Genomic DNA, 25,151 nt, shown 5'->3' on the forward strand with positions numbered 1-25,151 from the left:
AGTCAGCGAAGCCCAGTGTTACGCGACCATCCGCCAGTTACGTTGGGCAGACGGTGTCACCTGCCCCCATTGCGACAGCGGCGACACGATCCGGCGCGGCTTCGACAGTCCGCAACGCCTTTGCCAGCGTTACCAATGCAAGGCTTGCAACAAACGTTTCGACGACTTGACCGAAACCGTGCTGTCAGGGCATCATCAGCCGCTGTCGGCCTGGGTGCTATGCCTGTATTTCATGGGGCTGAACCTGTCCAACCAGCAGATCGCCCACGAATTGGATTTGAACAAGGACGACTTGCAGTATATGACAGAACACTTGCGCTTAGGTCTGGATAAAAAAAAGAGCGGGTAACCCTGTCCGGCGTGGTCGAATGCGACGAAGTCTACATCGTGGCGGGCCATAAAGGCCAGCCGGACAAAGTTGCCAAAGCCGGAAGGAAGCCCCGTTGCCGCCGCCTAAAAGGTGCACCGGGGCGTGGCACGGCGGAGACCGAGAAGCCGCCCGTCTTCGGCATGATCCAGCGCACAGGTGAAGTCGTCATCAGGATGCTCGAAAACGTGCAACAGCCCACCATCAAACCCTTGATCTTACAAACCATTATGCCCGGCACACAAATCTATACCGACGAATACAACATCTATAGCCGCTTGGAGGCTTGGGGTTACCCGCATAAGACGGTCAACCATTCGGCGGGGGAATATGCCCGTGACGAGGACGGCGACAGTTTTTGCGAAGTCCATTCAAACACCATGGAAGGCTTCTGGTCGCTGCTGCGTTCCTGGCTACGCCCGCATCGCGGCATATCACAGGCCAAGTTGCCCCTGTACCTGAGCTTTTTTGAGTTTGTCCATAATGTCAGAAAACGCGGGAAAAGCTTGCTGTCTTCGTTACTGGCTGTTTTAGTTAAAAAGACCCCGAAACCCATATAGAGCCAGAAATAAATAGCGGGCTACGCGGGCGGCGGGCGGTTAGGATTTGGTTTGCTAAAGCCCTCGGCAAAGGCTAAAGACCTTTGCACTCCACTGGAGAGGCCGCACCGAACGGAGTGCAATGGTCTTCAGCCATTGCACGATATAACCGTGTGCGCCAACGCTTAACCTGTCGTTTGCTTAACGCCGGACTCTATACGTTGGCTAATGTTATTGGTCTAGTCAATATTCACTGTCAACACCTCCCCCGCCGAGTCCGCCTTAGGCCTCACCAAGCATTGCCATTTTTCGTGAAATACGGCATAAAAACAAGCTACGCAGCGTAACCTTTACCTTAGTTTGGAGGCAATATGGATATGGGGGGCAGATGGGTAATCAACGTCATGTTGGCGTTTGGGGTTTTTTGTTGCGTGGCACTTATTGGCATGAGCCTTTTTGAGACGTTCACTACCGCAAAACCCGAATGCGGATTTGATGATCGCATACCCTGTACAAGAATAGCGTTTTTCTTTGAGTCGCTAGCCATAAGCGCTTTTATTTTAATAGGTTTTCTGGTTTTGGGATCTGGGGGTTTGGTTGGGCATTTGTCCCAATTAATACTCCCTCTGTCTTTCGGTTTACTTTCCGGGGCAATTGCTGCAACTCTGTTTTATCGGCGGCTATCAAGCCAAGGAAAGGCCAACCGTTTATAGTCTTGGCTAGTGTATTCGCGGCGGGTGTTTTGCTGGGCCTAACGGGTCGGGCAGCAGGACACGCCGCCTGTTGGCGGCTTCGTTTAAACCCGCCGCAATGCCCATCACTTTAGGCTACCCTTATGCGTGTTCTTCTTACCTTGTTTTTGCCGCTGCTGGTCGGCTGTGTTGCCATCGACTACCCCGCGAAATGGGCGGAACTGGCCGACCAACAACGGGCGGTGGCTTATAGGCAATTTGAGCTGTCCCGTTACGATGCGGCGCTAACGTGGGTGCGGCTCTCAATGCAGTCGGCGCGGCGGCTACCCGCCACTTCAGTGCACGTTGTCGAGGCTTATGATGATGCCGGGCTGTACTTTTACCGCAAGAAAAATTATAAGCAGTCGGCGCGTTATCAGGCGATTGCGGTGCTGTTGGCGATGGATAACCCGGCTCTGGCAATGATGCTCCCTACTTATCTGGAACGGCTGGGCTGGGCATGGGCAAAATTCCGGCCTGAGAGCGAATTCTTTGATATTGCGGTAGACCCGCTGAGTCTGCTGGATGACGATGCGCTGGCTTTGGCTAGAGACCCGCGTATCCGGGAGCATTTCTATGGGCAGGCTTTGGGTGTGCTGCGGGCTTGCAACGGGGGCAACTGACGCTTGTTAAGCGGCTGTTGCGGGCAAGATGCCCGCGCTCCACGCGCTGTGCGTACCACCATGTCAGCCATTTTTTATATGCAAAAAAAAATCACTAAAATAAAAAACCATTAAGCTGCCGTTAAGCCAGGTTTTTTTATGATATGCCCGCACTGGTGATAACGGTGCGGCTTTGGGAGCCTGCCTTCTTAAGCCTCTTCCCTCTCTCTTATTTTAGGATGATTAGTATGAAAAATTTCTTGTTTATTAGTGCTTTGAGTTTGTCTAGCCTGTTCGCTTGCGTAACGTCAGCGGGGGCGGCCGAAGCACCAAAAGCGGCGGTGACGAAAGAAGCGCCAGCGGCGGAAAAGCCTAAAGCCCATCATGACAAGCACAAAACCGCTCCGGCAGATGCTAGCAAAAAACAACCTGAGCAAGCCAAGGCGCAACCGGAAGTCTTGCCAGAAGCCCGGACCGAAGCAGTTAAGGCACCAGAACAAAAACCTAAAGAAGTGACGGAAGCACCAGCAGAAGCACCAGCAGAAGACGCAGGCAAGTAAGCACCAATGGGCCGGTCACTGTGGTCGGCCCCACGCAACACCTGCCCGCCGCCGCTTATCTGGACAGCGGCGGCAAGACGGCATTGTTAGGGAAATAGGGATAAGGCTGCGGGCGCACTTCGGGGCGGTTTGCGGCCTTATCGCGTAGGCCTTGGCTTTCGCGCTCACGCACTGCGCCGCTGTGGCGCGGCGGATGGGCGGCGGCAGACACACCGGGGGCATGGCCATTGGCGTGGCCGGGCTTAGGCTGCGCCTGTACCGAGACCCCAACACACAGACTGACTATCAGAACGCCCCGCCCTAGTTTTTTCATCATCAATCCCCCTCAACACATTATCGGTATCGGCGCGGTAAATGCCTATCGCCAGTCAGGCCTTACACGATACAGACGGCCTAACGGGAAAGCAACGGGTTTTTAGTGTGGCCGGAGCGGTATCGGAAAATCCCCCGGTTCGGCACGCGGGCGGTTGCCTACACTATGGCTATCTGCTTCTTACGCCCAGCGAGCCCGCCCTTATGATTGTCAGCCTCACCTCCACCACGCTTTACCCTGCCGACGGCAGTGATTTCAGTAGCTTTACCGGCACGGTGCTGGCCACATCCGCCGCTGCCGAGTGGAATACCGGCGACCAGACCCTTGTCCTTGGCGACAGCGGCTTTTATCGGGTCGTGGTGCAAAACAATGTCGTCCCGATAGACGGTTTTTATTACACTTACGGCAAATACGGCACTTATATCGATGCCGCGATTATGCCGCGTACCCGCCATAATTCGACGTGGGCTAGTTCTTACTTACCCGACCCTGCCCTGGATTGGCATGACGAGTTTATCGTCAACGCCTTAACCCCCGCCCAAGCCATCAGTGTCGCCGTGTATTATTCGGGCGATACCAGTTATGACGACGTGTATCTGAATGCCTTAGTCACCGTCGAAAAACTGCCTTAGGAACCTATCATGAGCCTCAGCTTAACTGTTGTCACCCACACTAACAGCCGTCATCCGCGTGATGCGTCTGCCTGTCTCGCCTCGGTGCAAGCCGCGCTGACCGAGCGTTGCCGCCATGTCGTCATTCCGCTAGACACCGATTTGGACGGTTTTATCGCCGCCCGTTACGCCGCCATGCAGCTCGACGAGGTAGTGGCTTTTGTCGATGACGACGATACCATCGCCCCCGATGCCCTGCGTTTGTGTCTGGCGGCTTTGGAAGGCAACAGCTTGGGGGTGGCGTTTACCGATTGTATGGTGCAATGCACCGACGGTATCGCCCGCCAAGGCTTGGCTTGCCCGACCTATAACGAACTGCTCCGCTACCCCGCCGCCATGCACCATCTGGTCGCGGTCAGAAGCGAATACGTCACCGCGCGGTCGTTGGCCTTGGCACAACAGCACGGTTGCGGGATTGAGTGGATTATGAAAGCCGAGGCGGCACTGACCCAGGGTGCGGTACATATCCCCTACATCGGCTATTACTACGTCAAGCACCCCCAACAAGAGCAGCTATCCGGGCAAACGGAAGTGCGCCAGCGCTTTGTTAAAGCCGTTAAGCCGATAGGTACGGAGCTAAAGGCTTGGGCGCGGTTCGAGGGGGCGATTGTGGATTATCATCCTGATCTGTGAGGCGGCTTTTAACCTGAAAGTGGTATTGGCTTGCTATTCAAGCTGTTGCCAACTTTTGTAAGGACGTTGAAGAGGCTCGGAAGATGTCGCCGCTTGTTCTGTTGCGCCTTACCGCGTTGCTTTTGTTAGCTGTCGTATTGGTCTTCTAAATGCCGCTGAATATCCATGCGGTTGTGCAAAAACCTGACAATAACGATGTGGTCGAACTCCACCCTATAAACAATGAGGTGTTGCTGATGGTGATGGATATGGACAGGCGGCATAAATTCATGCCGCTCCCTGTTCATTAATGCGTAGTCGGCTAACAGGTGGCAGGTTTGCCGCAAGGACTCGGCATAAGCATCCGCTTGCTGTTCACCGTGATGCGCATAACCGTAGCAGTATAGGTCGGCGAGGTCGGCGGCGGCTTGGTTAGAAAAAAGATAGCGTCCCATCAGGTGGGTTCTTTCATGCTCTGGCGGGCGTGGGCAATAATGTCAGTAAACGCTTGCTCGCTTAGGCCGCTTTCTAAGCCTTCGGTAATGGCTTTCTGTAAGGCGGCGGTTTTAGCGTGCCGCTCTTGGTCTTTGCGGATCAGATCGCGCATATAATCGCTGCTATTGGCGTAAACGCCCGTTTCAACTTGGGATTGCACCCAGTCTTTCATGGGGTCTGGTACAGATAGGTTTATGGTTGCCATTGGTTTATCCTCTTGCAAATAGCCCGGTAGGGTACGCTGTGCGTACCAAATAACACGTTGCTGTGCCGTATAAAACCACATCAGTACGCGCCCGGATTCGTTTAATGGTACGCACAGCGTACCCTACCGGGCTGGGCAAAGCATAGCACCCTGTCATGGCATTATCAACACCGCCTTAGGCTTGACATTATACGGGAATCCCGCATAATAAATGCTATGCGAACCGTCATCGAAACCCCAACTTTCCAAAAACAGGCCGAAAAAATTGGGTCTGAAGATGAGCGCATGGCGTTTATCGCCTGGATTGCCGAGCATCCCACGGCAGGCGATGTCATCCCCGGCGCGGAGGGTGCGCGTAAAGTCCGCTGGTCGGTAGAGGGCAAAGGCAAGCGCGGCGGTGTCCGCGTGATTTATTTCAACCTGACTGAGCAAGGCACGGTGGTGCTGGTCACGCTGTACCTAAAGGCGGATCAGGCCAACATCCCTGCCAGCGACATTAAAAAGGCGGTGTGACATGGACATTGAAAAAATAGCGCAGGCGATTGAGGCCGACGCGGGCATGGCGTTGGACGGACTTCGGCAGGGGCTGTCTGAAATGCAGGCCGGCATGGGCAGGGTGACGACGGCGGAACAGCTTTTGGTGCGTTCGGCGCGTGCCACAACAGGCTTGTCCCAGCAAGCGTTTGCCGAACGCATCCAAACGCCTGTAGCGACACTGCGTGATTGGGAACAGGGCCGTTTCGCCCCGCCCGGTGGCGTGGTGTGCCTGTTAAGGCTTATCGTCAAACACCCTGAGCTGATTGGTGAGCTGGACGCTGCGTAGCTTTGTTTGAATGCGGAATGCGCCTTATCGCTGGTTAATACTGTCAAAGTATCTCCATCGGAAATTCCCACAACAGCCCGGTAGGGTACGCTGTGCGTACCAAATAACACGTTGCTGTGCCGTATAAAACCACATCAGTACGCGCCCGGATTCGTTTAATGGTACGCACAGCGTACCCTACCGGGCTTGGGAACCTTGCTTTCCGAAGCTCTCGCTTCGGGAATTCTGGACACAAACATTTCCCGGCACCGTTCAGGTAGACCCGCAAGCGGTTTTGGCGCAGCCGCTGAGTTTTTTTAAATTCCCGAAGCAAGAGCTTCGTGTAGGCTGGTTCCCAAGCCGGAGCTTGGGAACCAGCACAAAATTTCAGGGCGGGTTTTATGAAAAACTTGAACATCGAGCGAAAAACCTGCGGATCGGCCTCATAACTCCGTATCCAGCGGCAATAACGACAGCAAGCCGGCTTTGGCTTTTTGCCAGGTGCTTCGGGAAGGTTCGGTGGTGTAGTCAATGGCTTTGCCGTGTTCTTGGGTGCGCCAGAGCAATGTTGGCGAATCTGCCGTGCCGTCCGGGCGTAACACCAGTTGGTAGGCGTTGGCGGGTTGGGTCATCGCTGCGAAACGCGCGGCAAGCTGTTCGGCCAGGACAGGGCTGTCAATGATCAGGCCAATTTCGGTATTCAGGTGCATGGAGCGTTGGTCGAAGTTCATGGAGCCTAAGAACAGCTTCTGGCGGTCGAAGACAAACAGTTTGGCGTGCAGGGCGTAATTGCCATACCGCGCTATCCGCGCCGTTTCGCCGCTGCCTTTGACGTTGCCCAATAATGAGCGTACCTCGTAAAGCTCCACCCCTTGTTCCAGCAGCGGTATCCGGTAGTGCCTATAGCCTGAGTGCGCCAATAACATGCTGGATTCGTCGACCGCCGCTTCGAGGGAGTTGGTCAAAATGCGTACCCGGACTTGGCGTTGGCGCAGGGACTGGAATAACTGCATCCCTTCGCCGTCAGGCACCAGATAGGGGGTGACCATCAATAACTCGGTGTGTACCGCCTTAATGGCATCGGCCAGTTGCCGCTCCATCAGGCTATTCTCCGCGCCCTGGGTCAGTTGCTTTCTGTCGGGGCTGTCGTAGAGCAGTTGCGCAGCCGCCCAAACCAGCGGCAACCGCCCGGAGAGGATGCCGTTAAAAGGCTCGCCGGTGGCCGCCCGCTTGCTATAAATTAGCCTGTCCGAACTGGTCGTCGGCTGGTCTTGTCCGTTTGCGGGGTCGGGTGCGGGGCTGTGGTCTGTCAGGGCGGTGGCCGGAATGGCTAAGTCGCTGTGCCAGTATTCGTCGAACGAGGCGGACAGTTTTTGCACAATGGGGCCGACAGCAAAGACATCGTCATCGGCAAATTGGCTTTCGGGGTTCATCTGAAAAAACGGGTCGCCGATGTTGCGCCCGCCGAGCAGGGCGGCGGCATTGTCAACGACGAGCAATTTATTGTGCATCCGGTAATCGAGCCGGGACGCATTGGCCATGAATTCAAGGGATCGGAACAGGGTGGTGTGGCCGCGATACGCGAAGGGGTTGAATATGCGTAACTCGATCAAAGGCTGCGCATTGAAGACGTTAAGCTGCTCATCCCCGGCTCGCGTTTCGCCGTCATCGACCAGCACCCGCACGCGCACCCCGCGCTTCGCCGCCCGCAACACCGCGTCAGTGAGTAAGTGCCCGGAGGTGTCGCCCCGAAAAATATAATATTGGACATCCAGTGTCCGCTCGGCGGCATCGATCATTTGCATTCGGATACAAAAGCCGTCTGCACCCACTTGGATCATCCGAAAGCCGGAGTTAGTGCTATGTTGATGGCTACCCGCCTTGAACTGCTGGCCTAGCCGGGTCTGTTCGGGATGGGTGAGAGCCGATGAGACGGTTTTGGGTAAGCCGTAACCGGGGGGGAGTGACGCGCAGCCATGGCACAATAATACGGCCAGGAGGATAAGCCACAAGCCCAAGTGTCCGGCTATCCAGGTTGTCTGGTCAAGCGTCCAGAACTGTAAGGGCTTGCCGACCGTTGCCATTATAAAATCAGCCTATTACACGGCGGGCTTGGCGTGAAGGTCTGGATGTTTTTCATCATGGCCGCTATGCTGGCTTTATAAATGCGGATAAGTACATTGTGGCAGTAAATGCCTTTATCTGGCAAGTGTCCTGATATTGGCGGGGTATTTTTGCTGATGGGGGTATCAGTGGGGCGTGGGCATCTTACCCGCAAGAAGCGGGCAAGATGCCCACGCCCCATGATGGTAAGCCTTAACGCCCAGGGAGCATACGCGCCAGGACATTATCTTTGTCGATAAATTGGTGCTTAAGGGCGGCGGCGAGGTGGATCAGTACCAAGCCGATGAACAGGTAGTTAAGGATTTCGTGGGTCTCTTGCAGCAACTCCCCTAAGGACGGATCTTTTGCCAGTAAATCAGGGATAGGCAACACACCAAAATACACGGTCTGGAAACCTTTGGCGGAACTCATCAGCCAGCCTGATAGGGGCACGATCACCATCAACAGGTATAGCGCGGCATGGCCGATATGGGCGGAGGTCTGCATCAGCGGGCTGGTGGTGACGGGCAGTTGCGGTTGCCGATGGCGAAACCGCCAAACCAGCCGTAGCAACACCAGCAAAAAGGCGCTGACCCCTAGCCATTTATGCCAGGAATAGATTTTGAGTTTCCACGGCGACAGCGGCAGGTCGGCCATATACAGGCCGATGCCAAACAAGCTAATCAGTAATAACGCCATTAGCCAATGCAGAAACATGGCGGGTGCGTTGTAGCGTGGTTGGGTAGTGGTCATGGTCATTTCCTGGGTAGTGGATATAAAAGGGAAGGGGCGTGGCTTTAGGAAGGTGGATAAAATAAGTCTGGTCAATCTATTGTGCGGCGGTTTCGTCTTTGGAGGGGCGGGCAAGATGCCCGCGCTCCGAGGCCGCTGCCGTTTAAGGTTTGCCGGATTTATTTCCTGGCCGTTCCTTAATGGGGTATTCAGCATCAGGCGGCAAGGGTTTGCTCTAGGGCCGGACAGGCACGCCTTGTAGGGTAAATTCAACCACCAGTTCATCTTGCACCGCCAGCATCCCGCCTAATACCGAGTATGGCTGCGCCCCAAAATCGCTTTGGCGTAACACTAACGCGCCAGTGACGCTAAGGCGTTCGGGCAAGCCGTCTACATTGAGGGGCAGCCACATTTCGCGGGTTTGCCCGTGCAGTTCGACTGCGATTTTTGCCGCAAACTTCGGCGCTTCCCCGGCAATTTGCAGGGAATGGATACGGACGAAGGGGAAGGCGGTGGCTTGCATATTGTCTGCGCCCAGCATGTGTTCGCGGGTGGCGGCTATGGCTTCGGGCGATAATACGGCGGCAAAGTTGCCGCCTAGCCCGGCACGGTGCTTAGGATTGTCCAGCACCAATTGGTCGAGGCGAAATTCCAAATCAAAGCGCGAGGCTGGCGCACCGCTAGTAGGCCAGTTAAAAAAACCGGTAAACACGGGGGCGGACAGGACGTGGTTATGGCCGAGTTTGGCGGCACGGCCTGCGCGGAAAGCGTAGATCAGCACTTGGGAGGCATGAGGGTCTAAGGCAAACACTTTACCGCCCGCTTGTCCCCATTGGGCATACCGTGCTTGCATGTCCGGCGCTTGGCTATGCTGGGCGGCGGCGCTATCCGATGGGGTTGTGGTTGCTAATGTGCTACAGCCGTTTAGGATAAAGGCGGCAGTTATGTGCCGCCAAGCCATCAGGGGGGTTTTTATCTGCATTTGGCTTCCTCTGAGTAGGTGTGCATCTATTTTTTTAACTAACCCCCCCCCTTGTTTCCTGAGCGGCCTTGCGGTGTCGCTCAGGGAACGCGGAGCTTGGGAGGCGGTTAGGTTAAATGGTTAATGGGCGGTTGCTTAATATGTGCCGCCCGATTTCACTGGCTATACGGACCTAAAGCCCAGCGCCGCTTATTGCGCCGGAGCGGCTAAGGTCAGCCGGACGTTAACGGGTATTTCTTCCGCGACGACACCTTCTTCATTCCACAACCCGCCGCCAATGCCAAACTGAGAACGCTTGATGACAAAATCGCCTGTGATGACGGTTTTGCCGTCGCTCTGGGCGGCGCGGTGAAAGCGGACGCTAAGGTCGCGGTTTTGGTTACGGATGCTTAATACGCCATCGGCCAGATAGTCGCCGTCGCCGAGTGCGCGTACCGCCACGCTCTTAAACGTCGCCACGGGGGCGTGGGCTTTGTCCAACCAGTCCGGCGATAGGGCTATCGCATCCGCTTCTTCCGTGCCTGTGCTCAACGAGCCGATGTCAATGCGTATTTCGGCGGATGCTTGTTCCGGTTTTAGCGGGTCCAGTGCAATGGTGGCGGTAAACTGTTTAAATTGTCCGGCGACCGGTACGCCCATTTCTTTGACGGTAAAGCCGATGTGGCTGTCTGTGCTGACTAAGGTTTGGGGCGCGGCACTGGCATTCGTCGCCAGAGCAGATAAGAGTGCCAATAAGGGGATAAACTTGTGCATATCAGCCTGCATTTGTAAGGGATTAAAGCCCCTTTGTCCTTGGCGAAGGCCTTTTAGTTGCACATAAACGCGATTTCTGTTTTCGGTAGGTGCAGGGGATGGCCTGCACCTACCGCTTGCGGAGAGTGGACGGCTTAATGCGGCATCTGGCTCCGCGCTTGTTCTTCACGGCGTTTGGCTTCTTCCGCCAATTTGTTCAGTTGCTCTTGTTGCTCTTTTAAGGCTTTTTCCCGCGCTTGCGCCTCGCGCTCGCGTTGCGCCTGTTCTTCGCGGAACCGCTGCTCCTGCGCTTCACGGTCTTTCTTGGCCTGCTCTTCACGGCGCTTGCTTTCTTCTTCCAGTTTGCGTTGTTGCTCCTGCTGCTCTTTTAAAGCCTTGTCCCGCGCTTGCGCCTCACGCTCGCGTTGCGCCTGTTCCTCGCGGAACCGCTGCTCCTGCGCTTCGCGGTCTTTCTTGGCCTGCTCTTCACGGCGTTTGCTCTCTTCTTCCAACTTATGTTGTTGCTCCTGCTGCTCTTTTAACGCTTTGTCCCGCGCTTGCGCCTCGCGCTCGCGTTGCGCCTGTTCCTCGCGGAAGTGCTGTTCTTGGGCTTCGCGGTCTTTCTTGGCCTGTTCTTCGCGGCGTTTGCTGTCTTCCTCCAACTTATGTTGTTGCTCCTGTTGCTCTTTTAAAGCTTTGTCCCGCGCTTGCGTTTCGCGTTCGCGTTGCGCCTGTTCCTCGCGGTCATGCTGCTCTTGGGCTTCGCGGTCTTTTTTGGCTTTTTCCTCACGGCGTTTGTTGTCTTCCTCCAGCTTGTGCAATTGCTCCTGTTGGTCTTTTGACGATTTATCCCGCGCTTCGCGCTCGCGCTCGCGTTGCGCCTGTTCCTCGCGGAAATGCTGTTCTTGGGCTTCGCGGTCTTTCTTGGCTTTTTCCTCAAGGCGTTTGTTTTCTTCCTCCAGCTTGCGCAATTGCTCCTGTTGGTCTTTCAAAGCCTGCACCTGGCGTTCGCGTTGCGCCTGTTCTTCGCGGTAATGCTGCTCTTGGGCTTCGCGGTCTTTTTTAGCCAGTTCTTCAAAGCGTTTGATTTCTTCTTGCTGCTGTTTGCGGAGTTTTTCCTGTTCTTCTGCCAGGGCTTTTGCCTGTGCTTGCGCCGCTTCAGCTTGTTGTTTGAAGTGGTATTCTTGATCAGACAAGTCTCTAATTCGCCGTTCTTTCGCCAGCCGTTGCTCTTCGCGCAACGCGGCGGCTTGCCGTTGGGCGCGGCTGAGTTTGCGGCGATGATGGCGGGTAGAGTGTTTGGGCGACGGCTGGGTTTGGCAGGCGTGTTGCGGGTAGGTGGCGGCGGGCAGCGGCAAGGCTAAGGCTTGCGGTTGGGCGGTGGCAGCGGTGCGCTCTCTGGCTAAAGCGGCTTGCTCGCGGATGGCTTGTAGACGCGCTTGTGCCTGTTGGACGGCCTGCTGCCGGGCTTCATGTTCTTGTTGGGCGCGGGCTTGCTGTTGCGCCTGCTGTTCAGTGGCCAGCACTTGCGCTTCCCAGCTGGGCTGTCCGTCCTGCTCGGCTAATTCGCTAGCGGGCGGCGGCGTTGCGGGTAAATCAGACACTAACGGCTTAGATTCTGTGACAGTGGCGGTGCTGTCTGGAGGTTGCGGTTCGGGCGGGGTGGCTGTGGCCTGTGCCTGCGGGGCTGGGGTGTCGCGGTTGGCGGTGTCGCACGAGGTCGCTGCCAATGCCGCCACGCTTAAGGTGGCGATAAGTAATACTGTTTTCATGAGAGCCTTGGAGGTTGGGGTCAAAAGGTGCCGCACGGGGGATGCGGCGGGGTAATGCGGCTATCAGGATAAAACAGCGAGAATTAACGCCAGCTTAATGGTTTTATTCGGGTAATTTTTTAGTTAGGGGGCGTGTTTGGGATACGGATGGCGGCGCAAAACCGGAACAGCGGCAGTGCTGCGCTCAAATTTTTTGTGATTATTTAACAACAATTTATGATTGTGCATGAAATAAAATCTGTTGTAGAGACGTTGCACTGCAACGTCTCTACCGTCTTTAGCTTAACCGAGGGGCGTTTTTTTGCTGCGGACTTTAAACAACGAGGTTATTTTCTGCACATTCCTAAGGAATGTGCAGAAAATAAAACCTATTGCACAGGCGAAACTACGGCAACCCCTCCTAGCCTCCGCCGAAGACTGGCAAGGCAAGGGTATTGGCGGTAACATATCCCACAAAAATTGCTCGGAAAATGCCCCACTGGGGGATATTTCCTAGCCCTGATAAACCCAGATACCTTACCCCGTTCTGATAAAGCCGATTATGACGACAGCTAAAGCCCACCACATCCCTGTGCCATCGCCGACCGCGCCCATTGGCGTGTTCGATTCGGGGGTGGGCGGTTTGTCAGTCCTGAAAGCGGTGCGCCAAGCGTTGCCGCAAGAACATCTGCTCTATGTCGCCGACTCCGCCAACGCCCCTTACGGCGACCGCCACGCCAGCTTTATCGAAGACCGGGCGTTGGCGATGGCGCAGTTTTTGGTCAGCGCCAACGCCAAAGCCATTGTCGTCGCCTGCAACACCGCCACCGTGGTCGCCATCAAAAAACTCCGCGCCTTATATCCCTTGCCGATTGTGGCAATGGAACCGGCCATCAAGCCCGCCGTCGAACTGAGCCAATCGCGGGTGGTTGGCGTACTCGCCACCCGCAGGACGCTAGAAAGCCCGTCGGTCGCCCAGCTCTGCCGCTTATACGGCCAAGACACCCGCATCATGCTGCAACCTTGCCCCGGTCTGGTCGAACAGGTCGAGCGGGGCGATGCCGACAGCGACTTTACGCGCCAGCTTCTTGAGCATTATCTTGCGCCCCTGCTCAGCGCCGGAGCCGACACGTTGGTGTTGGGCTGCACCCATTACCCGTTTTTGGAGCCGCAGATCCGCAAGCTAGTTGGCCCCGGTGTCGCCATTGTCGAATCCTCGGCGGCGGTGGCGCGGCAACTCCAGCACCGTTTGGCGGGCAGCCTGAACCCAGGGGATGATACTAACATCCCCCAAGCGCGTTTTTTCACCACCGGCTCCGCCGACCAAGCCCACGCCCTCGTCTCTCTGCTCTGGGGGGCCAGTGTTGAGGTGCATAGCGTTTGTTAGGCGCAGGCCTAGGGTAAGACTGTTTCGCTCAGGGCAAGCGGAGCTAAAAAGGTTGCATGATTATAAGCGGTTACTTAGGGCGGTGGCTCGGACAGGCTTAAAAAGCTTTGATCAGCGTGCCGACCGTGACATGCGGGAAGCTCATGCCGTTAAAGTTAAGCAGGACGGTTTGCGAGTATTGCAACTGCAAAAAGGTCTGCCCGTTAGGCGTTGCCATGGTTTCGATGGCGAACACCGACTCGACGCTGCCGGCATCGGCGTTGGAGGTGATGAAGGGGATATTGCCGATGCCGCCTGCGGGTGGGGTCATGGTAATCAAGCGGACGATTTTCAGCGGTTTTTGGCCAATAAGATCGTCCCTAAGCATCTGGTTAGGGTCGTTAACTAAGGCTTGGGTGATTTGTGCGGCTAAGTTATCGGAACGGAACGGGCTGGGCACACTCAAATCATATTCTATAAACGGGTTTTTCGTGCCCGCTGGCGGCGGGGTCGCGCCTATGGCAAAAGGCACGGTATTGGCGGGCGGAATGTCCGGCAAACCTTCAAACACCGCATTTTCCGAAAACCCCACCGAACAAAAAGCGTTGCCGTGCGGTATGCAGCCCTGCCTGACGACACTGGCATCCGCCTTAGGCTCGCTGGTGGGCGGGATATACAGCCATTGGCCCGGCTCAATATGTAAGGGCGCACCCGTTACCCCATCCGTGACCCGATGCAGATAATTCAGGCCATAAATGCTGATGTCATCTTGAAGACTGCCACGGTCTGTCACAGGGGAGCCGATGGTGGTGATTTCTAGCGATTCCCGCAATAGGTTCAGTTGTAAAAAGATTTTGTTGGGGTTACCGCCGGAAAAATTAGGCCGGGCAATCAGGCTAAAGCCTGTGCCTTCCCAAAAGCCGGGCAAGTCCTGAAGCGGCCCTAAGCGCGAGGCGGTCGCCCAATTGGTCGGTACATCGTCGCTAGGATTCGTTGCATCTTGTTGATAGCTCATCATATCTCCTCATTAGGTCGGTTTGGCAAAAATAAACGGAGGGGTATAACGGTTTCACCCACTGCGCATCTACCGTTGTGGTTCAGTAGGCCGGGGGTGGAGCCGCTGGTTATGGCGAACGCCATAGATTTCTTGGGTGCTGTTATGCCGTCAGCGACAATTCGGTGCAGCTACGGATACTTGCACCGGATCTGTATAATAGTGGCCGGGTCAAAAAGGGGCGGGCGTTACAGTGGATGGCTTACCTAACAATAGTCTTATTAATTACTGACAGCCCATAAAGCCCTTTTTTATAGACATAAAGCGATTTTTTAGAGACTATACAACAACAAATTGGTCGGTTAAATTAACAATTACCCACTTAAAAGGTGAATTTTCCACACTATTAAAAACCAATTGTTTATATTATTGATATTTAAGGTAAAATAATGACTGGTTTTTTTAACGATAGCGTGGCTACAGGGCTTTTTTTTAGCCATTCACGCCAAAACTGGGCAAGCGCAGGCAAATGCTGTCTTAGGGGCTTAACTGAGCTGACAGCCCTTGGCGGCAGGGCAGGGGGCGTTGAAGAAAATAGAAGGGGGGGTTAACGATGTCTATGTCCGCGCCGACCGCTATGCCAAAATTTCGCCCGGACAAGTACAGGAGCTACTTACCAAATACCAAAATGTTTATGCAGAAAGGAAATCGGTTGGCTTAGAAGGGCCTGAACATGCTGGCTATAGCAGCGTCGGCTTAATTAAATTTCAATACGAAGGCGAGCCTGTTGAAATTTATGGCTCTGTTATTCATCAGGCATTTGCTTATCTAAAACCCATAAGCCCTATAGAAAAATGGCTGTGCTACCCGAAAAAAAACCCGATGCACACGTTGTGTCCTATTGAGGGTTAAAGTGTTGCGGACTTAAGCAGCAATTACAATTTATGGTATTAATTTGAGAGAACGCTATGTCTAAACCTACCCCAATGCACTTTACCCACTTAATTTACCTCAGCCTATGGCTAATTTTTGGGGTTCCGGCCAACAGCTTCGCCAAAGTGCCGCCTGTGCTGACTATTCTAACTGGCGGAATAACTATTGATGGGCCTCACACAGCCTATACCATTGAAATTTATGAAGACGGCTTGGTGCATTACCATGGCGATGTCAAAGTTAATGTTATAGGCGACCGTGAGGCGAAAATCACGCCCCAGCAAGTGCAACAATTAATCGCAATTTACAAAAAGATAGATAAAATTTTTAAAAAATGGGAAGCCCTTGATAAATATGGAGAGTTATATCCGCACGACAGTTATGTCGCGGTTCAGCTCCAATATCAGGGTGAAATATCGGTGCGTCATGCCCTAGGTCTTTATATCGACAATTTGACTTATCCCCTGAATCAGATGACCCCCATTAAAAACTGGCTTTGTTTTCCTGAAAACGATCCGGTAAACAAAGGGCAAGGCTGTGCATTAGATTTTGACTCATTGCCCATAGACATACCCGATTAAAGCCAGTGCGGCTGGGCAAATCAGTGTTTTTAGCCGCATTTAACCCTTCATGCCACACGATGGCAACTACCTAGCCCCTTCTGAGCAGCACCACTAGCCCCTCCAAAGGCCTAGCCCCAAACCGTAAAACCGTGCGCAACAAAAACCTGCCCTGCGTCCTGAGCATACTCGGCTGGGCGGTATCATCACCCATTACCGCCCCCACCCTTGCGGCTTCGCCCATGGAACGTGGAGGCTGGGAGGGGATTGCCGTACTTTCACCTGTGCAACAGATTTTATTTCATGCGCGGTCTTTAGTGGCCAGCCGTCTGTTCCGGCGGCATGGCAAACAATAAGTCGGCCAAATCATCGGCATGTTCTTCCTCCACCGCAAGGATAGATTCCAGCAAGCGCTGGGTGGTCGGGTCTTGGTTGCCCAAATACTGGATAACTTCCCGATAACTGTCGATGGCTATCCGCTCCGCCACAAGATTTTCCTTAATCATATCCACCAAAGTCACCCCTTCCACATATTCGGCATGGCTGCGGGCCAATAAACCTTCGGGTGAAAAATTGGGTTCGCCGCCCAGTTGGACGATGCGTTCGGCCAGCAGGTCGGCATGTCCTTGTTCTTCGTTCGAGTGCATCAGGAATTCTTCGGCCACCGCCTGGGAGTGGATGCCCCGCACCATAAAATGATGGCGGCGGTAGCGCAACATGCACACAATCTCAGTCGCCAGCGCACCATTCAGCAAGGTAAGGACGGCCTCCCGGTCGGCGCCATAGCCTACCGTCACCGCACCCGCTTCAATATGTTGGCGGGCGCGTTGGCGCAGGGTAGGGGTATCGGTCATCACGAATTGGTTTGTCATTGTGTTCTCTCTTAGGGGTTTGTTAAAGGGTGGATAAGGCGTGGATACTAGCGGCAAAAGCCCGTATGGTCGGTGCGTTGTGCCGCATAAAGCGAAGCCGCCCCGTCTGCAACCACCCCGGCCTATTGTGCTGTACCGTACCGACTCCGCTGAGTTTTCCGGTTAAAGTGTTTGCAAGGCCATAACCTAGCCTTAGGCCGCCATCCTGTATTGCGGGACGGTTCAGTTACCCTTGACGGCACTTGCCATACTAGAGCGATACCCTATGAAGCACTTAAAGCCCTTTGCTAATCAGGTGATGATATGAATAAAACGCTTCGCCTATTTTTTAAAGGGCAATTGGCACTATGTGGGGCTTGTTTGTTATCGGCGTGTTATCCGCTTACCGTGAACTTGAATGTCGCCACGGATAAGCCCATTGCCCTTTATTGGATTGTTGACAAACCCATCGCCGTTAAACTCGATGCCGACGTTGCAGTCACCAAACTGCCGGCCATACAAGCTGACGGCAATATCGGCATCACTAAGCTGCCGCCCATAAAATTGGCGCATTAAGGAACGTGCATGAAATAAAATCTGTTGTACAGGCGAAAGTACGGCAACCCCCTCCCAACCTCCCCCTTGTCAGGGGGAGGGGCTTTTTCCTCTAACTTTCGCCTGTACGACGGGGAAGCCGTTCGCTCCCTCCCCTGCGAAGGGCGACTGCATGGATGCAGGAGGTAGAGCAACGCAGGAGCGGTTGCCGAGAGGGCTGGGGTGGGGTTGAACACGCTGAGGTGCAAAATGAACGCCAATTTTTGGGTAATACCGATAATAACCGCTAACGGAACAACCATCCGCTAGGGTTTTCGCCCGGCAAATTAGCCATTGATATGTACGGAAGCGAACAGATAGGCCGTTGCACATCGTGCAAAATTTTCTAAACCCACTTGCTTGGAAATACATTATGACTCCTTCTGATTTATTAAGCGCGGACACCTTCGGGTACGCGGATGACCCGTCCACCTGTTGCCAGGAACCCCTGCAAGCCGGGTCTAGTGCCGCGTCTTGGGGTGCCATTATGGCGGGGGCAGCGGCGGCGGCGGCTTTGTCGCTCATCCTGTTGATGTTAGGGATAGGCTTAGGGCTGTCCTCGGTATCGCCTTGGTCATATAACGGCGTAAGCGCGGCGGCTTTTGGTGTCTCGACCATTTTGTGGCTGATCGTCACCCAGCTGATTGCTTCGGGTATGGGCGGTTATCTTGCGGGCAGGCTCAGGACAAAATGGCTGGACGTGCATACCGATGAGGTTTATTTCCGCGACACCGCGCATGGCTTCCTGGCTTGGGCCATTGCCTCGCTGGCGACCGCCGCGCTGCTCACGACAGTGATCGGCTCAATCGTTAGTGGCGGGGCACACATCGGCGCTGCCGCCATGGGCGACATGGCAGCCGTACATGCCGAAAAAGGCCGGCATGACAACGGTGTGATGGGTTACTTCGTCGATGCCTTGTTCCGCAAAGACCCAAATGTGCCTGCCCTAGCTGACCCTGCTATAGCAGAGTCCGAAACCCTCCCGCCGCCCATGCCGCCAGCTAAGCCAAACAGAGATGAATTCACCGCCGAAGTGGGCCGTATTTTTAAAAATGCCGTCCTAACCGGAGCATTGCCGCAAGAAGACAGCCGCTATGTCGGCCAAGTGGTCGCACAACGCACTGGCCTGAGCCAGCAAAGTGCAGAGCTGCGGGTCAATAGCGTCTATGAGCGTTTGCAGGCAAGGCTGCATGAGCAAGAAACAACGGCGAAAACCGTTGCCGATACCACCCGCAAAGCCTCTGTTTATGCCTCGCTCTGGCTGTTCATCTCGTTGCTGATAGGCGCCTTTGTCGCCAGTTTCGCCGCTATATTCGGCGGTCGGCAACGTGATCTGTAATTACAACCCACTTGTTTAGGAGAAAAATTATGCGCTCAATCCTTTTGTATTTTCTCGGCATCCCCATCCCCATTATTATCCTGATTGCGTTGTTCATGCATTAAATAGTCCATCCATCCCATGCCGATACCCGGCATGGGCAATTATTACCCGCTCAGATTGAGCTTAGGAGAACCACCATGATTAATGCCGCCCAAATTAAACCCGATATGCCCGTTGTTTGCTCCCAAAACGGCCAATTTGCCGTTGTTGACCACATGGAAGGGGCCAGCACCATTAAGCTGACAAAAGACAAAACCGGCCAGCACCATTACATTCCGCTAGCTTGGGTCATTTCAACCGAGAACGGCAAAGTCAAAATAGACCGTCCGGGCGACCAAGCTATGCAAGAGTGGTCAACCGTAGCGTAAAAGATACCCAAGAGGCCTGATTAAGCATTTTAAAAAAGCCCCGATACCTTGGGTGTCGGGGCTTTTTTATGTGCATGGGTTTATCCTGTTGTAGATATGCTCTGAACGGTCAAGTTTTCGGTTTTTGGAGCGCGGGCATCTTGCCCGCAACTGGCGGGCAAGATGCCCGCGCTCCCTCCTACTAAAAACCGAAAACTTGACCGTTTGAAGCATAGGTATACGCAAGCATCCTGAAACTCGATCATCAAGTTTTTAACATTCGGATAAATAGTTCAGCTACTGGGTATTGAAAGTTTTAACAAATTAATTTAAAACAATAAGTTGCAATGGAATCCGGCTCCCTCCCCTGATGGGGAGGGCTGGGGTGGGGAGAATCTAAACAAGGCTTTTTTCATTAAACGGACTGAAATCAGTCTGATTAAAATCTCTGAGCTATATGTATAAGTCATTGATTTTATTCTCCCCACCCCAACCCTCTCGGCAACTGCTCCTGCGTTGCTCTACCTCCTGCATCCATGCAGTCGCCCATCAGGGGAGGGAGCCGTCTACCTTGACAAGCCTTAGCTCTTCGCTAATCTTTTCCACTATTTAGAGGTGACTTTATGAAAAACTTGATGATCGAGTGAAAGGCATTGCTTACTTTGATGCAGAGCCGCCCGCCTTTTAAGCCCTTTGCACAATGGCCTAATAATCTGTATTCTGTTATTACTGATACACCTTTGCTCTGGGGCGCAACGGTGCTGCCGCCCTAGCAATGCCTTTTTTATTTGCCGGAGCAGATTATGGACAACGGTCTATTTAACATTTTCATTTTCTTGGTGGCGGCCTGTGTGGTCGTGCCGCTGGCGAGCCGTTTTAAACTCGGCTCGGTGCTGGGCTATTTGGCGGCGGGGGTCATTATCGGCCCGTTCGGTTTGGGGCTGATGGGCGATACCACGAAAATCATGCACTTTGCCGAGTTCGGCGTGGTGATGATGCTGTTTATCATCGGCTTGGAACTGGAACCGGCTTCGCTGTGGCGCTTGCGTAAGGCCATAGTCGGCTTAGGCGGTTTGCAAGTATTGCTGACCAGCGCGGCGTTTACCGCCATCGGCATGGCTTTCGGCTACTCTTGGCAACTCAGTTTGGCGGCGGGCATGGCCTTGTCGCTGTCGTCCACAGCTTTGGTGTTGCAGATGTTGCAAGAGGCGCGGCTGATGGATACCACTATTGGCGAGACCGCGTTTGCCGTGCTGTTATTCCAAGATATTGTCGTCATTCCGATACTGGTCATCATGCCGTTACTGGCGCGGCATGGTGTGCCTGCCGCCATCCAGAACCACGCCAATCTGATCGCCAGTTTGCCGGGTTGGCTGCAAGCACTGGTGGTCACCGCCGTCATTGCCGGGGTAGTGGTCGCCGGACGGTATTTGTCGCACTATTTGTTCCGCGAAGTCGCCAGAACCCGCTTGCGCGAGGTGTTCACGGCCTTGTCGTTGGCGATGGTGGTGGGCATCACCTTGCTGATGCAATCGGTGGGGGTGTCGCCCGCGTTGGGGGCGTTTGTCGCGGGCGTGGTGTTGGCCAATTCCGAATACCGCCACGTTTTGCAGACCGACATCGAGCCGTTTAAGGGGCTGTTGCTGGGTTTGTTCTTTATTTCCGTCGGTATGGGCATGGATTTTGGCCTGTTCGCGGAGCAGCCGTTGCGCTTAGGTGTGACGATAGGGCTGTTAATCACCGTCAAAGGCCTGTTGTTGTTTATCCTGGCGCGGCTGTTCGGGCTGAACGGCCTAAACGGTTTGGGCGTGGCTTTCGCCTTGGCGCAAGGCGGCGAGTTTGCGTTTGTGCTGTTCCAATTTGCCGGGGGCTTGGCGATTCTGCCCGCCGCGCAAGCGCACTTGCTGACTTTGGCGGTCGCCACTTCCATCGCCATCACCCCGGTGCTGATGCTGGTGTATAGCCGCTTTATCATGCCGCGTTTTATGAGCGTGTTGCCGGAGCAAAATTATGACCGTTTCGCCGAGGGCAATGCCATTATCATTGCCGGTTTTGGCCGTTTTGGTCAGGTCATCGGACGGTTTTTGACCGCCCAAGGCATTAAGGCGACGGTGCTGGAAAAAGACCCCGACCAAATCGAGCTGTTGCGTAAATTCGGTTTTAAAGGCTATTTCGGCGATGCCTCGCGCTTGGATTTGCTGCACAGCGCGGGAGCGGCGAAAGCGTCGTTATTGGTGGTCGCGGTCGATGACCCGGAAACCAGCGTGGCCATCGTCAAACTGGCTAAAGCCGAGTTTCCGCAGTTAAAAATCTTCGCCCGCGCCCACAACCGCCGCCACGCTTACGAGCTGGACAAGGCGGGGGTGGATTATTACAAGCGGGAAATCTTCGACTCCTCGCTGGCAATGGCGCAGCACATTATGGTGACGCTGGGCAACAGTGCCGAGGAGATGCGCATCAAGGCCGCACAGTTTAGGGATTATGACGATACCGCCCTGAAAGCCTCGTTCGCGTTTTTTGATAACGAATCGGCATTGGTTAATTTTGCGCGGATTCAACGGACGGAGTTGGAACGGATTTTACAGGATGATGCGGCGGAGGATGGGCAGTAAGGTGGGCAAGCGGTTCTGCCTGACAGTTGCCCATTCCGTCAGGATGAAGCCGCCCGTTTTAAGGTGATGGGTTGGGGCGATGGCGGTCTTGATGCTGTTCACATCCATATAATGTCTCCGGGGTTATAATTGATGATGCGGTCGTTGAACTCAACGTGGACGGTTTTTATTTCATGATCCCACTCAATAAATCCGCGGCTTTTATGTGCGACCAACGCTTCCCTGACCATTTCGAGTATGTCCTGACGGTGCCTTTCCAATTTTTCGGGGATGCGCATTTTGGCGACACGCCAAACGACATCATACGTCCCTTCGGCATTTTTTCTTCTCTGATCATAAGCATGCATCTTGATTTCTTCATTTTGCCAATGGAGCTCCACAAACTCTGGCCCTTCCGCGCCGCCGTTGCCGCTTCGCCTCAACCAGGCATCCCGTTCACGGTCTATCGTGACGTGGGCCGAACCGTATTTTTTTCTTTCCTGTTCATCAGTCAGATATTCATTAGCAAAAGCCATGGCAGTTTCCTTTATAAAATTAAATGGACGCGATGTTCGACTTTTTAGGGCGTGAAATTTTAAGGGTGGCATTCTTGTCTTAGGTTCAGGTTAATCGAACTACCTTACCGGAGAAGCCGTCATGCCCGTCGAAGATTTCATCATTTATGTGTATTGTTGCGTATGCGATTGCTATGAAAAAGTGGCCCCCCACCCGCTGAGGAAGCGGGGCTTCCCGACCAAACTGAGTGACTGCGAAGCCATTACGATGGAGATTGTCGGCGAATTTATGGGCAAAGACCAAGACAAAGGGATTTGGGAATACTTCCGCAACCATTGGCATGGCCTGTTTCCTAACTTAGGGTCACGCAGCAGTTTTGTCAAGCAAGCCGCGAACCTTTGGGTGGTGAAGGGGCGTATACTTGGGCAACTGGCCAGACAACTTGGGGCGGACACGAACACCGTCCATTTGGTTGACGGTTTCCCGATGCCCGTTTGCAAGATCACCCGCGCCGCCCGGAGCCGCTGTTTCCGCACGGAGGCGGGTTACGGTTACTGCGCCGCCAAGGATGAAAAGTATTACGGTTTTGAAGGCCACCTTTTGACCGACAGCAACGGCATCATCTGCGGTTTTGCCTTCGCCAACGCCCCCATTGACGAACGCGATGTCGTCCCCGAACTTGCCGAAGGGCTTGGCGGGTGGCTGATTGGCGACAAAGGCTATATCAGGCCTTGGCTCAACTCAGAATTGGCAAAACGGGGCATCAGCTTGCAGACACCCTTACGGAAAAACATGGACGGCCCGCGCCCGAAGGCCTTCGTCAGGCAACTGACGGCCACCCGAAGGTTGGTTGAAACCGTTATCGGGCAACTGACCGAAAGGTTCCACATCGAACGGATCAGGGCGCGTAACCTTTGGCACTTGGCAAACCGTGTCATCCGCAAGCTGCTTGCCCATACCGTAGGGGTGTTTCTGAATTGTTGCCTGGGCCGCCACCAACCCCTCCAATTTGAGGGGTTGGTACAAATCTAAAAAGTCGAACATCGCGTAAATGGGTAAATGGTTGCTTGAATTGGGCGCTGTTCACATCCATATAATGTCTCCGGGTTTATAATTGATGATGCTGTTGCCGAACTCAACGTGGACGGTTTTTATTTCATGATCCCACTCAATAAATCCGCGGCTTTTATGTGCGGCCAACGCCTCCCTGACCATTTCGAGTATGTCCTGACGGTGCCTTTCCAATTTTTCGGGGATGCGCATTTTGGCGACACGCCAAACGACATCATACGTCCCTTCGGCATTTTTTTTCCTGATTAGCAAGATGCTTCAGCCAAACCCAGTATTACGCGAAAGGACGGCGTATACTAAAGCCGACATTCCGCATACCCTTTACCCGCTTTCGGAATAAATAGCCTCATACCGGTTGCCAAGCAAGCTTAACAAGGTACGATGGTGCCCGCCCAAATTCAGCACCAGTGCCTGTGTTTCATCCAGCGCCAGCACATGGATGCCCGCAAAGGCTTGGAACACCCAGCGTACGCTCGGGTTGCTGGCGGGCTTGCCCGCCTGGTTCGGGAATGTCCGGTTGTGTGCCTTGAGCGCGGCCCTGATGCGGTGTTCCAGGGCGGCATAGACCAGCAGGCAAAGGGTCATGACCATCATGAGCGCCATGATCCGTTTGGGGGATTTTAGGAACAGGGTGGAGGCCATGAACAAGGGGTCTTTGAGGAAACGGAAGCCCCGCTCGACCTTTTGCTGGTCTTTGTAGGCGGCAATGAGCTCCGCGCCCGGGAAGAGGCCGCCGTCCAGTTGGTTGGTGGCGAGGATGAAGCAGCTTTTACGCTCCAGGCGGCGCACCCTTTCCTATAAAAGGGTGGTCATGCCGCCGCCGATGCGGTAAACAAAAAAGTCGGAGCCGCGCCCTTGGGCGGGGCGGCCTTTGCTGCTGAAGCGGGGTTCCGCTTGGATGTGCGCGTCGGTGACGCAGGTCATCTTCAGGTTTTTTTCGAACGCCGCCAATGCCTTGCACGCATCGGCCTCACAGGCGAAATCCTGCCCGTACAGCTTGCCGAAACGCCCGAGTTCGTCCGTGCTTTGTTTGAGGCAGCGCTTGCCGACCGTTTTCAGTGCGCGCCGGCGGGCTTCGGGCGAATACACGACCACCCAGCGTTGCCTGACCCCCGCATAGTCCGTACAAACGCCGCGGTATGCCGTTTGTGAGGGGTCGGCCATCAGGTCGGGCGCCACGTCACGGATGACGGCGCAAGCCAGCTCCAAGGTTTCCGGCACCCGCGTGACCCACCCGATCCCCTCCAGGCCTTTCAGCGTCCCGGCGGTGTAGAGGGCGCTGTCCGCCACCAGGATTTCCACGCCAAAGCCCGACCGCATCTGTCCGGTATGGGCTTGGGCCATCTCGCGGAAGCTGGCCTTGTCGCTGTTGTTGCCGTCCAAGGCCTGCATCAGGATCGGGATCCCTGCCTGCCGTTCGCAGACCAGCTGCAACACGGCCTGGTTCAGGTCGGGGCGGTGGTCGCGGCTATAGCCTTTCGTGATGCGGATGACGCCCTCCTCCCCCCTTACAAGTGTAGGTTTTCTTACCCTCCACCCCCTTCTGCGTAAACAGCCAAAGTCACGCCGTTGATTTCCGTCAAACCGGGCCATGCCTCAGGCCGCCCCGGTTTGACGGGCAGGAGAAGGGGAGTCGCTATTTTTGCGAAAGATTGCTTCGGCATCCTTGCCGGTCAATCAGCAAAAATCACGCGACCGCTTATGCCTTCGGCTGCCCCAGCCGTCCTGGTCACTCGCTCGCCACCCAACA

The 25,151-nt window shown here is 54.6% G+C and carries 29 protein-coding genes and 1 pseudogene; 16 read left to right on the top strand and 14 right to left on the bottom strand.

The window, feature by feature from the left end:
• The 4 genes from AADEFJLK_RS11965 to AADEFJLK_RS11985 all read left to right on the top strand — a co-directional run.
• A partial coding sequence (locus AADEFJLK_RS11965; RefSeq protein ID WP_103974621.1) for a transposase occupies window positions 1-349 on the top strand: 349 nt, incomplete at its 5' end.
• Window positions 350-360: 11 nt separating this feature from the next.
• Entirely contained in the window at window positions 361-927 is a 567-nt protein-coding gene (locus AADEFJLK_RS11970; RefSeq protein WP_088619416.1) for an IS1595 family transposase, read from the top strand.
• Window positions 928-1,741: 814 nt separating this feature from the next.
• Window positions 1,742-2,260 (top strand): hypothetical protein, encoded by a 519-nt coding sequence (locus AADEFJLK_RS11980; protein ID WP_103974444.1) that lies wholly within the window; start codon window positions 1,742-1,744, stop codon window positions 2,258-2,260.
• Window positions 2,261-2,487: 227 nt separating this feature from the next.
• Window positions 2,488-2,799 (top strand): hypothetical protein, encoded by a 312-nt coding sequence (locus AADEFJLK_RS11985; RefSeq protein WP_103974445.1) that lies wholly within the window; start codon window positions 2,488-2,490, stop codon window positions 2,797-2,799.
• Between the two features lie 55 nt (window positions 2,800-2,854).
• Here AADEFJLK_RS11985 and AADEFJLK_RS11990 read toward each other — a convergent pair whose 3' ends face one another.
• A complete protein-coding gene (locus tag AADEFJLK_RS11990) occupies window positions 2,855-3,115 on the bottom strand; it encodes a hypothetical protein (protein WP_103974446.1) in 261 nt (86 codons plus the stop codon).
• 38 nt (window positions 3,116-3,153) lie between these two features.
• Here AADEFJLK_RS11990 and AADEFJLK_RS11995 point away from each other — a divergent pair, with 38 nt between their 5' ends.
• Window positions 3,154-3,744, top strand: a complete 591-nt coding sequence (locus tag AADEFJLK_RS11995) for a hypothetical protein (protein ID WP_103974447.1) — start codon at window positions 3,154-3,156, stop codon at window positions 3,742-3,744.
• 9 nt (window positions 3,745-3,753) lie between these two features.
• Window positions 3,754-4,416, top strand: coding sequence for a glycosyltransferase family protein (locus tag AADEFJLK_RS12000; protein WP_103974448.1), 663 nt, complete (start codon window positions 3,754-3,756; stop codon window positions 4,414-4,416).
• A gap of 125 nt (window positions 4,417-4,541) precedes the next feature.
• On the opposite strand, the gene AADEFJLK_RS12005 is transcribed toward AADEFJLK_RS12000, so the two are convergent.
• Window positions 4,542-4,850, bottom strand: a complete 309-nt coding sequence (locus AADEFJLK_RS12005) for a type II toxin-antitoxin system RelE/ParE family toxin (protein WP_103974449.1) — start codon at window positions 4,848-4,850, stop codon at window positions 4,542-4,544.
• Window positions 4,850-5,095: a type II toxin-antitoxin system ParD family antitoxin gene (locus AADEFJLK_RS12010; RefSeq protein ID WP_088621700.1), complete on the bottom strand. Its 246-nt coding sequence runs from the start codon at window positions 5,093-5,095 to the stop codon at window positions 4,850-4,852. Before AADEFJLK_RS12010 ends, AADEFJLK_RS12005 begins: the two co-directional genes overlap by 1 nt.
• A 216-nt stretch (window positions 5,096-5,311) precedes the next feature.
• Here AADEFJLK_RS12010 and AADEFJLK_RS12015 point away from each other — a divergent pair, with 216 nt between their 5' ends.
• Window positions 5,312-5,608 carry a DNA-binding protein gene (locus tag AADEFJLK_RS12015; RefSeq protein WP_088620936.1) on the top strand — a complete coding sequence of 99 codons (297 nt, stop codon included), beginning with the start codon at window positions 5,312-5,314 and terminating at the stop codon, window positions 5,606-5,608.
• Window position 5,609: 1 nt separating this feature from the next.
• Entirely contained in the window at window positions 5,610-5,918 is a 309-nt protein-coding gene (locus AADEFJLK_RS12020; protein ID WP_103974450.1) for a helix-turn-helix domain-containing protein, read from the top strand.
• Between the two features lie 422 nt (window positions 5,919-6,340).
• On the opposite strand, the gene AADEFJLK_RS12030 is transcribed toward AADEFJLK_RS12020, so the two are convergent.
• The 5 genes from AADEFJLK_RS12030 to AADEFJLK_RS12050 form a co-directional block, all read right to left on the bottom strand.
• On the bottom strand, window positions 6,341-7,981 hold the full coding sequence (locus tag AADEFJLK_RS12030; protein WP_103974451.1) for a phospholipase D family protein: 1,641 nt from the start codon (window positions 7,979-7,981) through the stop codon (window positions 6,341-6,343).
• Window positions 7,982-8,213: 232 nt separating this feature from the next.
• Window positions 8,214-8,753, bottom strand: coding sequence for a cytochrome b (locus tag AADEFJLK_RS12035; RefSeq protein ID WP_103974622.1), 540 nt, complete (start codon window positions 8,751-8,753; stop codon window positions 8,214-8,216).
• 214 nt (window positions 8,754-8,967) lie between these two features.
• Window positions 8,968-9,714 (bottom strand): YceI family protein, encoded by a 747-nt coding sequence (locus AADEFJLK_RS12040; RefSeq protein ID WP_103974452.1) that lies wholly within the window; start codon window positions 9,712-9,714, stop codon window positions 8,968-8,970.
• Between the two features lie 189 nt (window positions 9,715-9,903).
• Window positions 9,904-10,467 carry a YceI family protein gene (locus AADEFJLK_RS12045; protein ID WP_170065102.1) on the bottom strand — a complete coding sequence of 188 codons (564 nt, stop codon included), beginning with the start codon at window positions 10,465-10,467 and terminating at the stop codon, window positions 9,904-9,906.
• A 134-nt stretch (window positions 10,468-10,601) separates the two neighbouring features.
• Complete coding sequence (locus AADEFJLK_RS12050; protein WP_103974454.1) at window positions 10,602-12,218, bottom strand: coiled-coil domain-containing protein; 1,617 nt, start codon at window positions 12,216-12,218, stop codon at window positions 10,602-10,604.
• Between the two features lie 541 nt (window positions 12,219-12,759).
• Between AADEFJLK_RS12050 and murI the strand changes: the two genes are divergently transcribed.
• Window positions 12,760-13,584, top strand: coding sequence for a glutamate racemase (murI, locus tag AADEFJLK_RS12055; RefSeq protein ID WP_103974455.1), 825 nt, complete (start codon window positions 12,760-12,762; stop codon window positions 13,582-13,584).
• 97 nt (window positions 13,585-13,681) lie between these two features.
• On the opposite strand, the gene AADEFJLK_RS12060 is transcribed toward murI, so the two are convergent.
• A complete protein-coding gene (locus AADEFJLK_RS12060) occupies window positions 13,682-14,578 on the bottom strand; it encodes a heme-binding protein (protein ID WP_103974456.1) in 897 nt (298 codons plus the stop codon).
• 543 nt (window positions 14,579-15,121) lie between these two features.
• Here AADEFJLK_RS12060 and AADEFJLK_RS12065 point away from each other — a divergent pair.
• Complete coding sequence (locus AADEFJLK_RS12065; protein WP_103974457.1) at window positions 15,122-15,469, top strand: hypothetical protein; 348 nt, start codon at window positions 15,122-15,124, stop codon at window positions 15,467-15,469.
• A 56-nt stretch (window positions 15,470-15,525) separates the two neighbouring features.
• Window positions 15,526-16,071, top strand: a complete 546-nt coding sequence (locus tag AADEFJLK_RS12070; protein WP_211299210.1) for a DUF6438 domain-containing protein — start codon at window positions 15,526-15,528, stop codon at window positions 16,069-16,071.
• Window positions 16,072-16,364: 293 nt separating this feature from the next.
• Here AADEFJLK_RS12070 and AADEFJLK_RS12075 read toward each other — a convergent pair whose 3' ends face one another.
• Window positions 16,365-16,922 carry a ferritin-like domain-containing protein gene (locus tag AADEFJLK_RS12075; RefSeq protein WP_103974459.1) on the bottom strand — a complete coding sequence of 186 codons (558 nt, stop codon included), beginning with the start codon at window positions 16,920-16,922 and terminating at the stop codon, window positions 16,365-16,367.
• 303 nt (window positions 16,923-17,225) lie between these two features.
• On the opposite strand from AADEFJLK_RS12075, the gene AADEFJLK_RS12080 reads away from it, so the two are divergent.
• The 4 genes from AADEFJLK_RS12080 (at window position 17,226) to AADEFJLK_RS12100 (ending at window position 21,835) form a co-directional block, all read left to right on the top strand.
• Entirely contained in the window at window positions 17,226-17,477 is a 252-nt protein-coding gene (locus tag AADEFJLK_RS12080) for a hypothetical protein (protein WP_103974460.1), read from the top strand.
• A 391-nt stretch (window positions 17,478-17,868) separates the two neighbouring features.
• Entirely contained in the window at window positions 17,869-18,834 is a 966-nt protein-coding gene (locus tag AADEFJLK_RS12090) for a hypothetical protein (RefSeq protein WP_103974462.1), read from the top strand.
• A gap of 179 nt (window positions 18,835-19,013) precedes the next feature.
• Window positions 19,014-19,244 (top strand): DUF2171 domain-containing protein, encoded by a 231-nt coding sequence (locus tag AADEFJLK_RS12095; protein WP_103974463.1) that lies wholly within the window; start codon window positions 19,014-19,016, stop codon window positions 19,242-19,244.
• 782 nt (window positions 19,245-20,026) lie between these two features.
• Complete coding sequence (locus AADEFJLK_RS12100) at window positions 20,027-21,835, top strand: monovalent cation:proton antiporter-2 (CPA2) family protein (RefSeq protein ID WP_103974464.1); 1,809 nt, start codon at window positions 20,027-20,029, stop codon at window positions 21,833-21,835.
• Here AADEFJLK_RS12100 and AADEFJLK_RS24505 read toward each other — a convergent pair.
• Window positions 21,803-21,943 carry a hypothetical protein gene (locus tag AADEFJLK_RS24505; RefSeq protein WP_157679408.1) on the bottom strand — a complete coding sequence of 47 codons (141 nt, stop codon included), beginning with the start codon at window positions 21,941-21,943 and terminating at the stop codon, window positions 21,803-21,805. The two genes, AADEFJLK_RS12100 and AADEFJLK_RS24505, sit on opposite strands and share 33 nt — an antisense overlap.
• Window positions 21,934-22,350 carry a hypothetical protein gene (locus AADEFJLK_RS12105; RefSeq protein WP_103974465.1) on the bottom strand — a complete coding sequence of 139 codons (417 nt, stop codon included), beginning with the start codon at window positions 22,348-22,350 and terminating at the stop codon, window positions 21,934-21,936. Before AADEFJLK_RS12105 ends, AADEFJLK_RS24505 begins: the two co-directional genes overlap by 10 nt.
• Before the next feature lie 121 nt (window positions 22,351-22,471).
• On the opposite strand from AADEFJLK_RS12105, the gene AADEFJLK_RS12110 reads away from it, so the two are divergent.
• Window positions 22,472-23,362, top strand: coding sequence for an IS982 family transposase (locus tag AADEFJLK_RS12110; RefSeq protein ID WP_103974466.1), 891 nt, complete (start codon window positions 22,472-22,474; stop codon window positions 23,360-23,362).
• A 51-nt stretch (window positions 23,363-23,413) separates the two neighbouring features.
• Here the strand turns inward: AADEFJLK_RS12110 and AADEFJLK_RS12115 are convergent, their stop codons facing one another.
• Window positions 23,414-23,653: a hypothetical protein gene (locus tag AADEFJLK_RS12115; protein ID WP_103974467.1), complete on the bottom strand. Its 240-nt coding sequence runs from the start codon at window positions 23,651-23,653 to the stop codon at window positions 23,414-23,416.
• Window positions 23,654-23,722: 69 nt separating this feature from the next.
• Window positions 23,723-24,994: pseudogene (locus AADEFJLK_RS25570) on the bottom strand (IS1634 family transposase).
• Window positions 24,995-25,151: the final 157 nt, after the last annotated feature.

Origin of the sequence: Methylovulum psychrotolerans, from assembly GCF_002923755.1 — a bacterium.
Lineage (GTDB): Bacteria > Pseudomonadota > Gammaproteobacteria > Methylococcales > Methylomonadaceae > Methylovulum > Methylovulum psychrotolerans.

Excerpts from the sequence above, each read along its gene's own strand:
- AADEFJLK_RS11980 (WP_103974444.1), top strand. The coding sequence starts at position 1,742 with ATGCGTGTTCTTCTTACCTTGTTTTTGCCGCTGCTGGTCGGCTGTGTT.
- AADEFJLK_RS11985 (WP_103974445.1), top strand. The coding sequence starts at position 2,488 with ATGAAAAATTTCTTGTTTATTAGTGCTTTGAGTTTGTCTAGCCTGTTC.
- AADEFJLK_RS11990 (WP_103974446.1), bottom strand. The coding sequence starts at position 3,115 with ATGATGAAAAAACTAGGGCGGGGCGTTCTGATAGTCAGTCTGTGTGTT.
- AADEFJLK_RS11995 (WP_103974447.1), top strand. The coding sequence starts at position 3,154 with ATGCCTATCGCCAGTCAGGCCTTACACGATACAGACGGCCTAACGGGA.
- AADEFJLK_RS12000 (WP_103974448.1), top strand. The coding sequence starts at position 3,754 with ATGAGCCTCAGCTTAACTGTTGTCACCCACACTAACAGCCGTCATCCG.
- AADEFJLK_RS12005 (WP_103974449.1), bottom strand. The coding sequence starts at position 4,850 with ATGGGACGCTATCTTTTTTCTAACCAAGCCGCCGCCGACCTCGCCGAC.
- AADEFJLK_RS12010 (WP_088621700.1), bottom strand. The coding sequence starts at position 5,095 with ATGGCAACCATAAACCTATCTGTACCAGACCCCATGAAAGACTGGGTG.
- AADEFJLK_RS12015 (WP_088620936.1), top strand. The coding sequence starts at position 5,312 with ATGCGAACCGTCATCGAAACCCCAACTTTCCAAAAACAGGCCGAAAAA.
- AADEFJLK_RS12020 (WP_103974450.1), top strand. The coding sequence starts at position 5,610 with ATGGACATTGAAAAAATAGCGCAGGCGATTGAGGCCGACGCGGGCATG.
- AADEFJLK_RS12030 (WP_103974451.1), bottom strand. The coding sequence starts at position 7,981 with ATGGCAACGGTCGGCAAGCCCTTACAGTTCTGGACGCTTGACCAGACA.
- AADEFJLK_RS12035 (WP_103974622.1), bottom strand. The coding sequence starts at position 8,753 with ATGACCACTACCCAACCACGCTACAACGCACCCGCCATGTTTCTGCAT.
- AADEFJLK_RS12040 (WP_103974452.1), bottom strand. The coding sequence starts at position 9,714 with ATGCAGATAAAAACCCCCCTGATGGCTTGGCGGCACATAACTGCCGCC.
- AADEFJLK_RS12045 (WP_170065102.1), bottom strand. The coding sequence starts at position 10,467 with ATGCACAAGTTTATCCCCTTATTGGCACTCTTATCTGCTCTGGCGACG.
- AADEFJLK_RS12050 (WP_103974454.1), bottom strand. The coding sequence starts at position 12,218 with ATGAAAACAGTATTACTTATCGCCACCTTAAGCGTGGCGGCATTGGCA.
- murI (WP_103974455.1), top strand. The coding sequence starts at position 12,760 with ATGACGACAGCTAAAGCCCACCACATCCCTGTGCCATCGCCGACCGCG.
- AADEFJLK_RS12060 (WP_103974456.1), bottom strand. The coding sequence starts at position 14,578 with ATGAGCTATCAACAAGATGCAACGAATCCTAGCGACGATGTACCGACC.
- AADEFJLK_RS12070 (WP_211299210.1), top strand. The coding sequence starts at position 15,526 with ATGTCTAAACCTACCCCAATGCACTTTACCCACTTAATTTACCTCAGC.
- AADEFJLK_RS12075 (WP_103974459.1), bottom strand. The coding sequence starts at position 16,922 with ATGACAAACCAATTCGTGATGACCGATACCCCTACCCTGCGCCAACGC.
- AADEFJLK_RS12080 (WP_103974460.1), top strand. The coding sequence starts at position 17,226 with ATGAATAAAACGCTTCGCCTATTTTTTAAAGGGCAATTGGCACTATGT.
- AADEFJLK_RS12090 (WP_103974462.1), top strand. The coding sequence starts at position 17,869 with ATGACTCCTTCTGATTTATTAAGCGCGGACACCTTCGGGTACGCGGAT.
- AADEFJLK_RS12095 (WP_103974463.1), top strand. The coding sequence starts at position 19,014 with ATGATTAATGCCGCCCAAATTAAACCCGATATGCCCGTTGTTTGCTCC.
- AADEFJLK_RS12100 (WP_103974464.1), top strand. The coding sequence starts at position 20,027 with ATGGACAACGGTCTATTTAACATTTTCATTTTCTTGGTGGCGGCCTGT.
- AADEFJLK_RS24505 (WP_157679408.1), bottom strand. The coding sequence starts at position 21,943 with ATGGATGTGAACAGCATCAAGACCGCCATCGCCCCAACCCATCACCTT.
- AADEFJLK_RS12105 (WP_103974465.1), bottom strand. The coding sequence starts at position 22,350 with ATGGCTTTTGCTAATGAATATCTGACTGATGAACAGGAAAGAAAAAAA.
- AADEFJLK_RS12110 (WP_103974466.1), top strand. The coding sequence starts at position 22,472 with ATGCCCGTCGAAGATTTCATCATTTATGTGTATTGTTGCGTATGCGAT.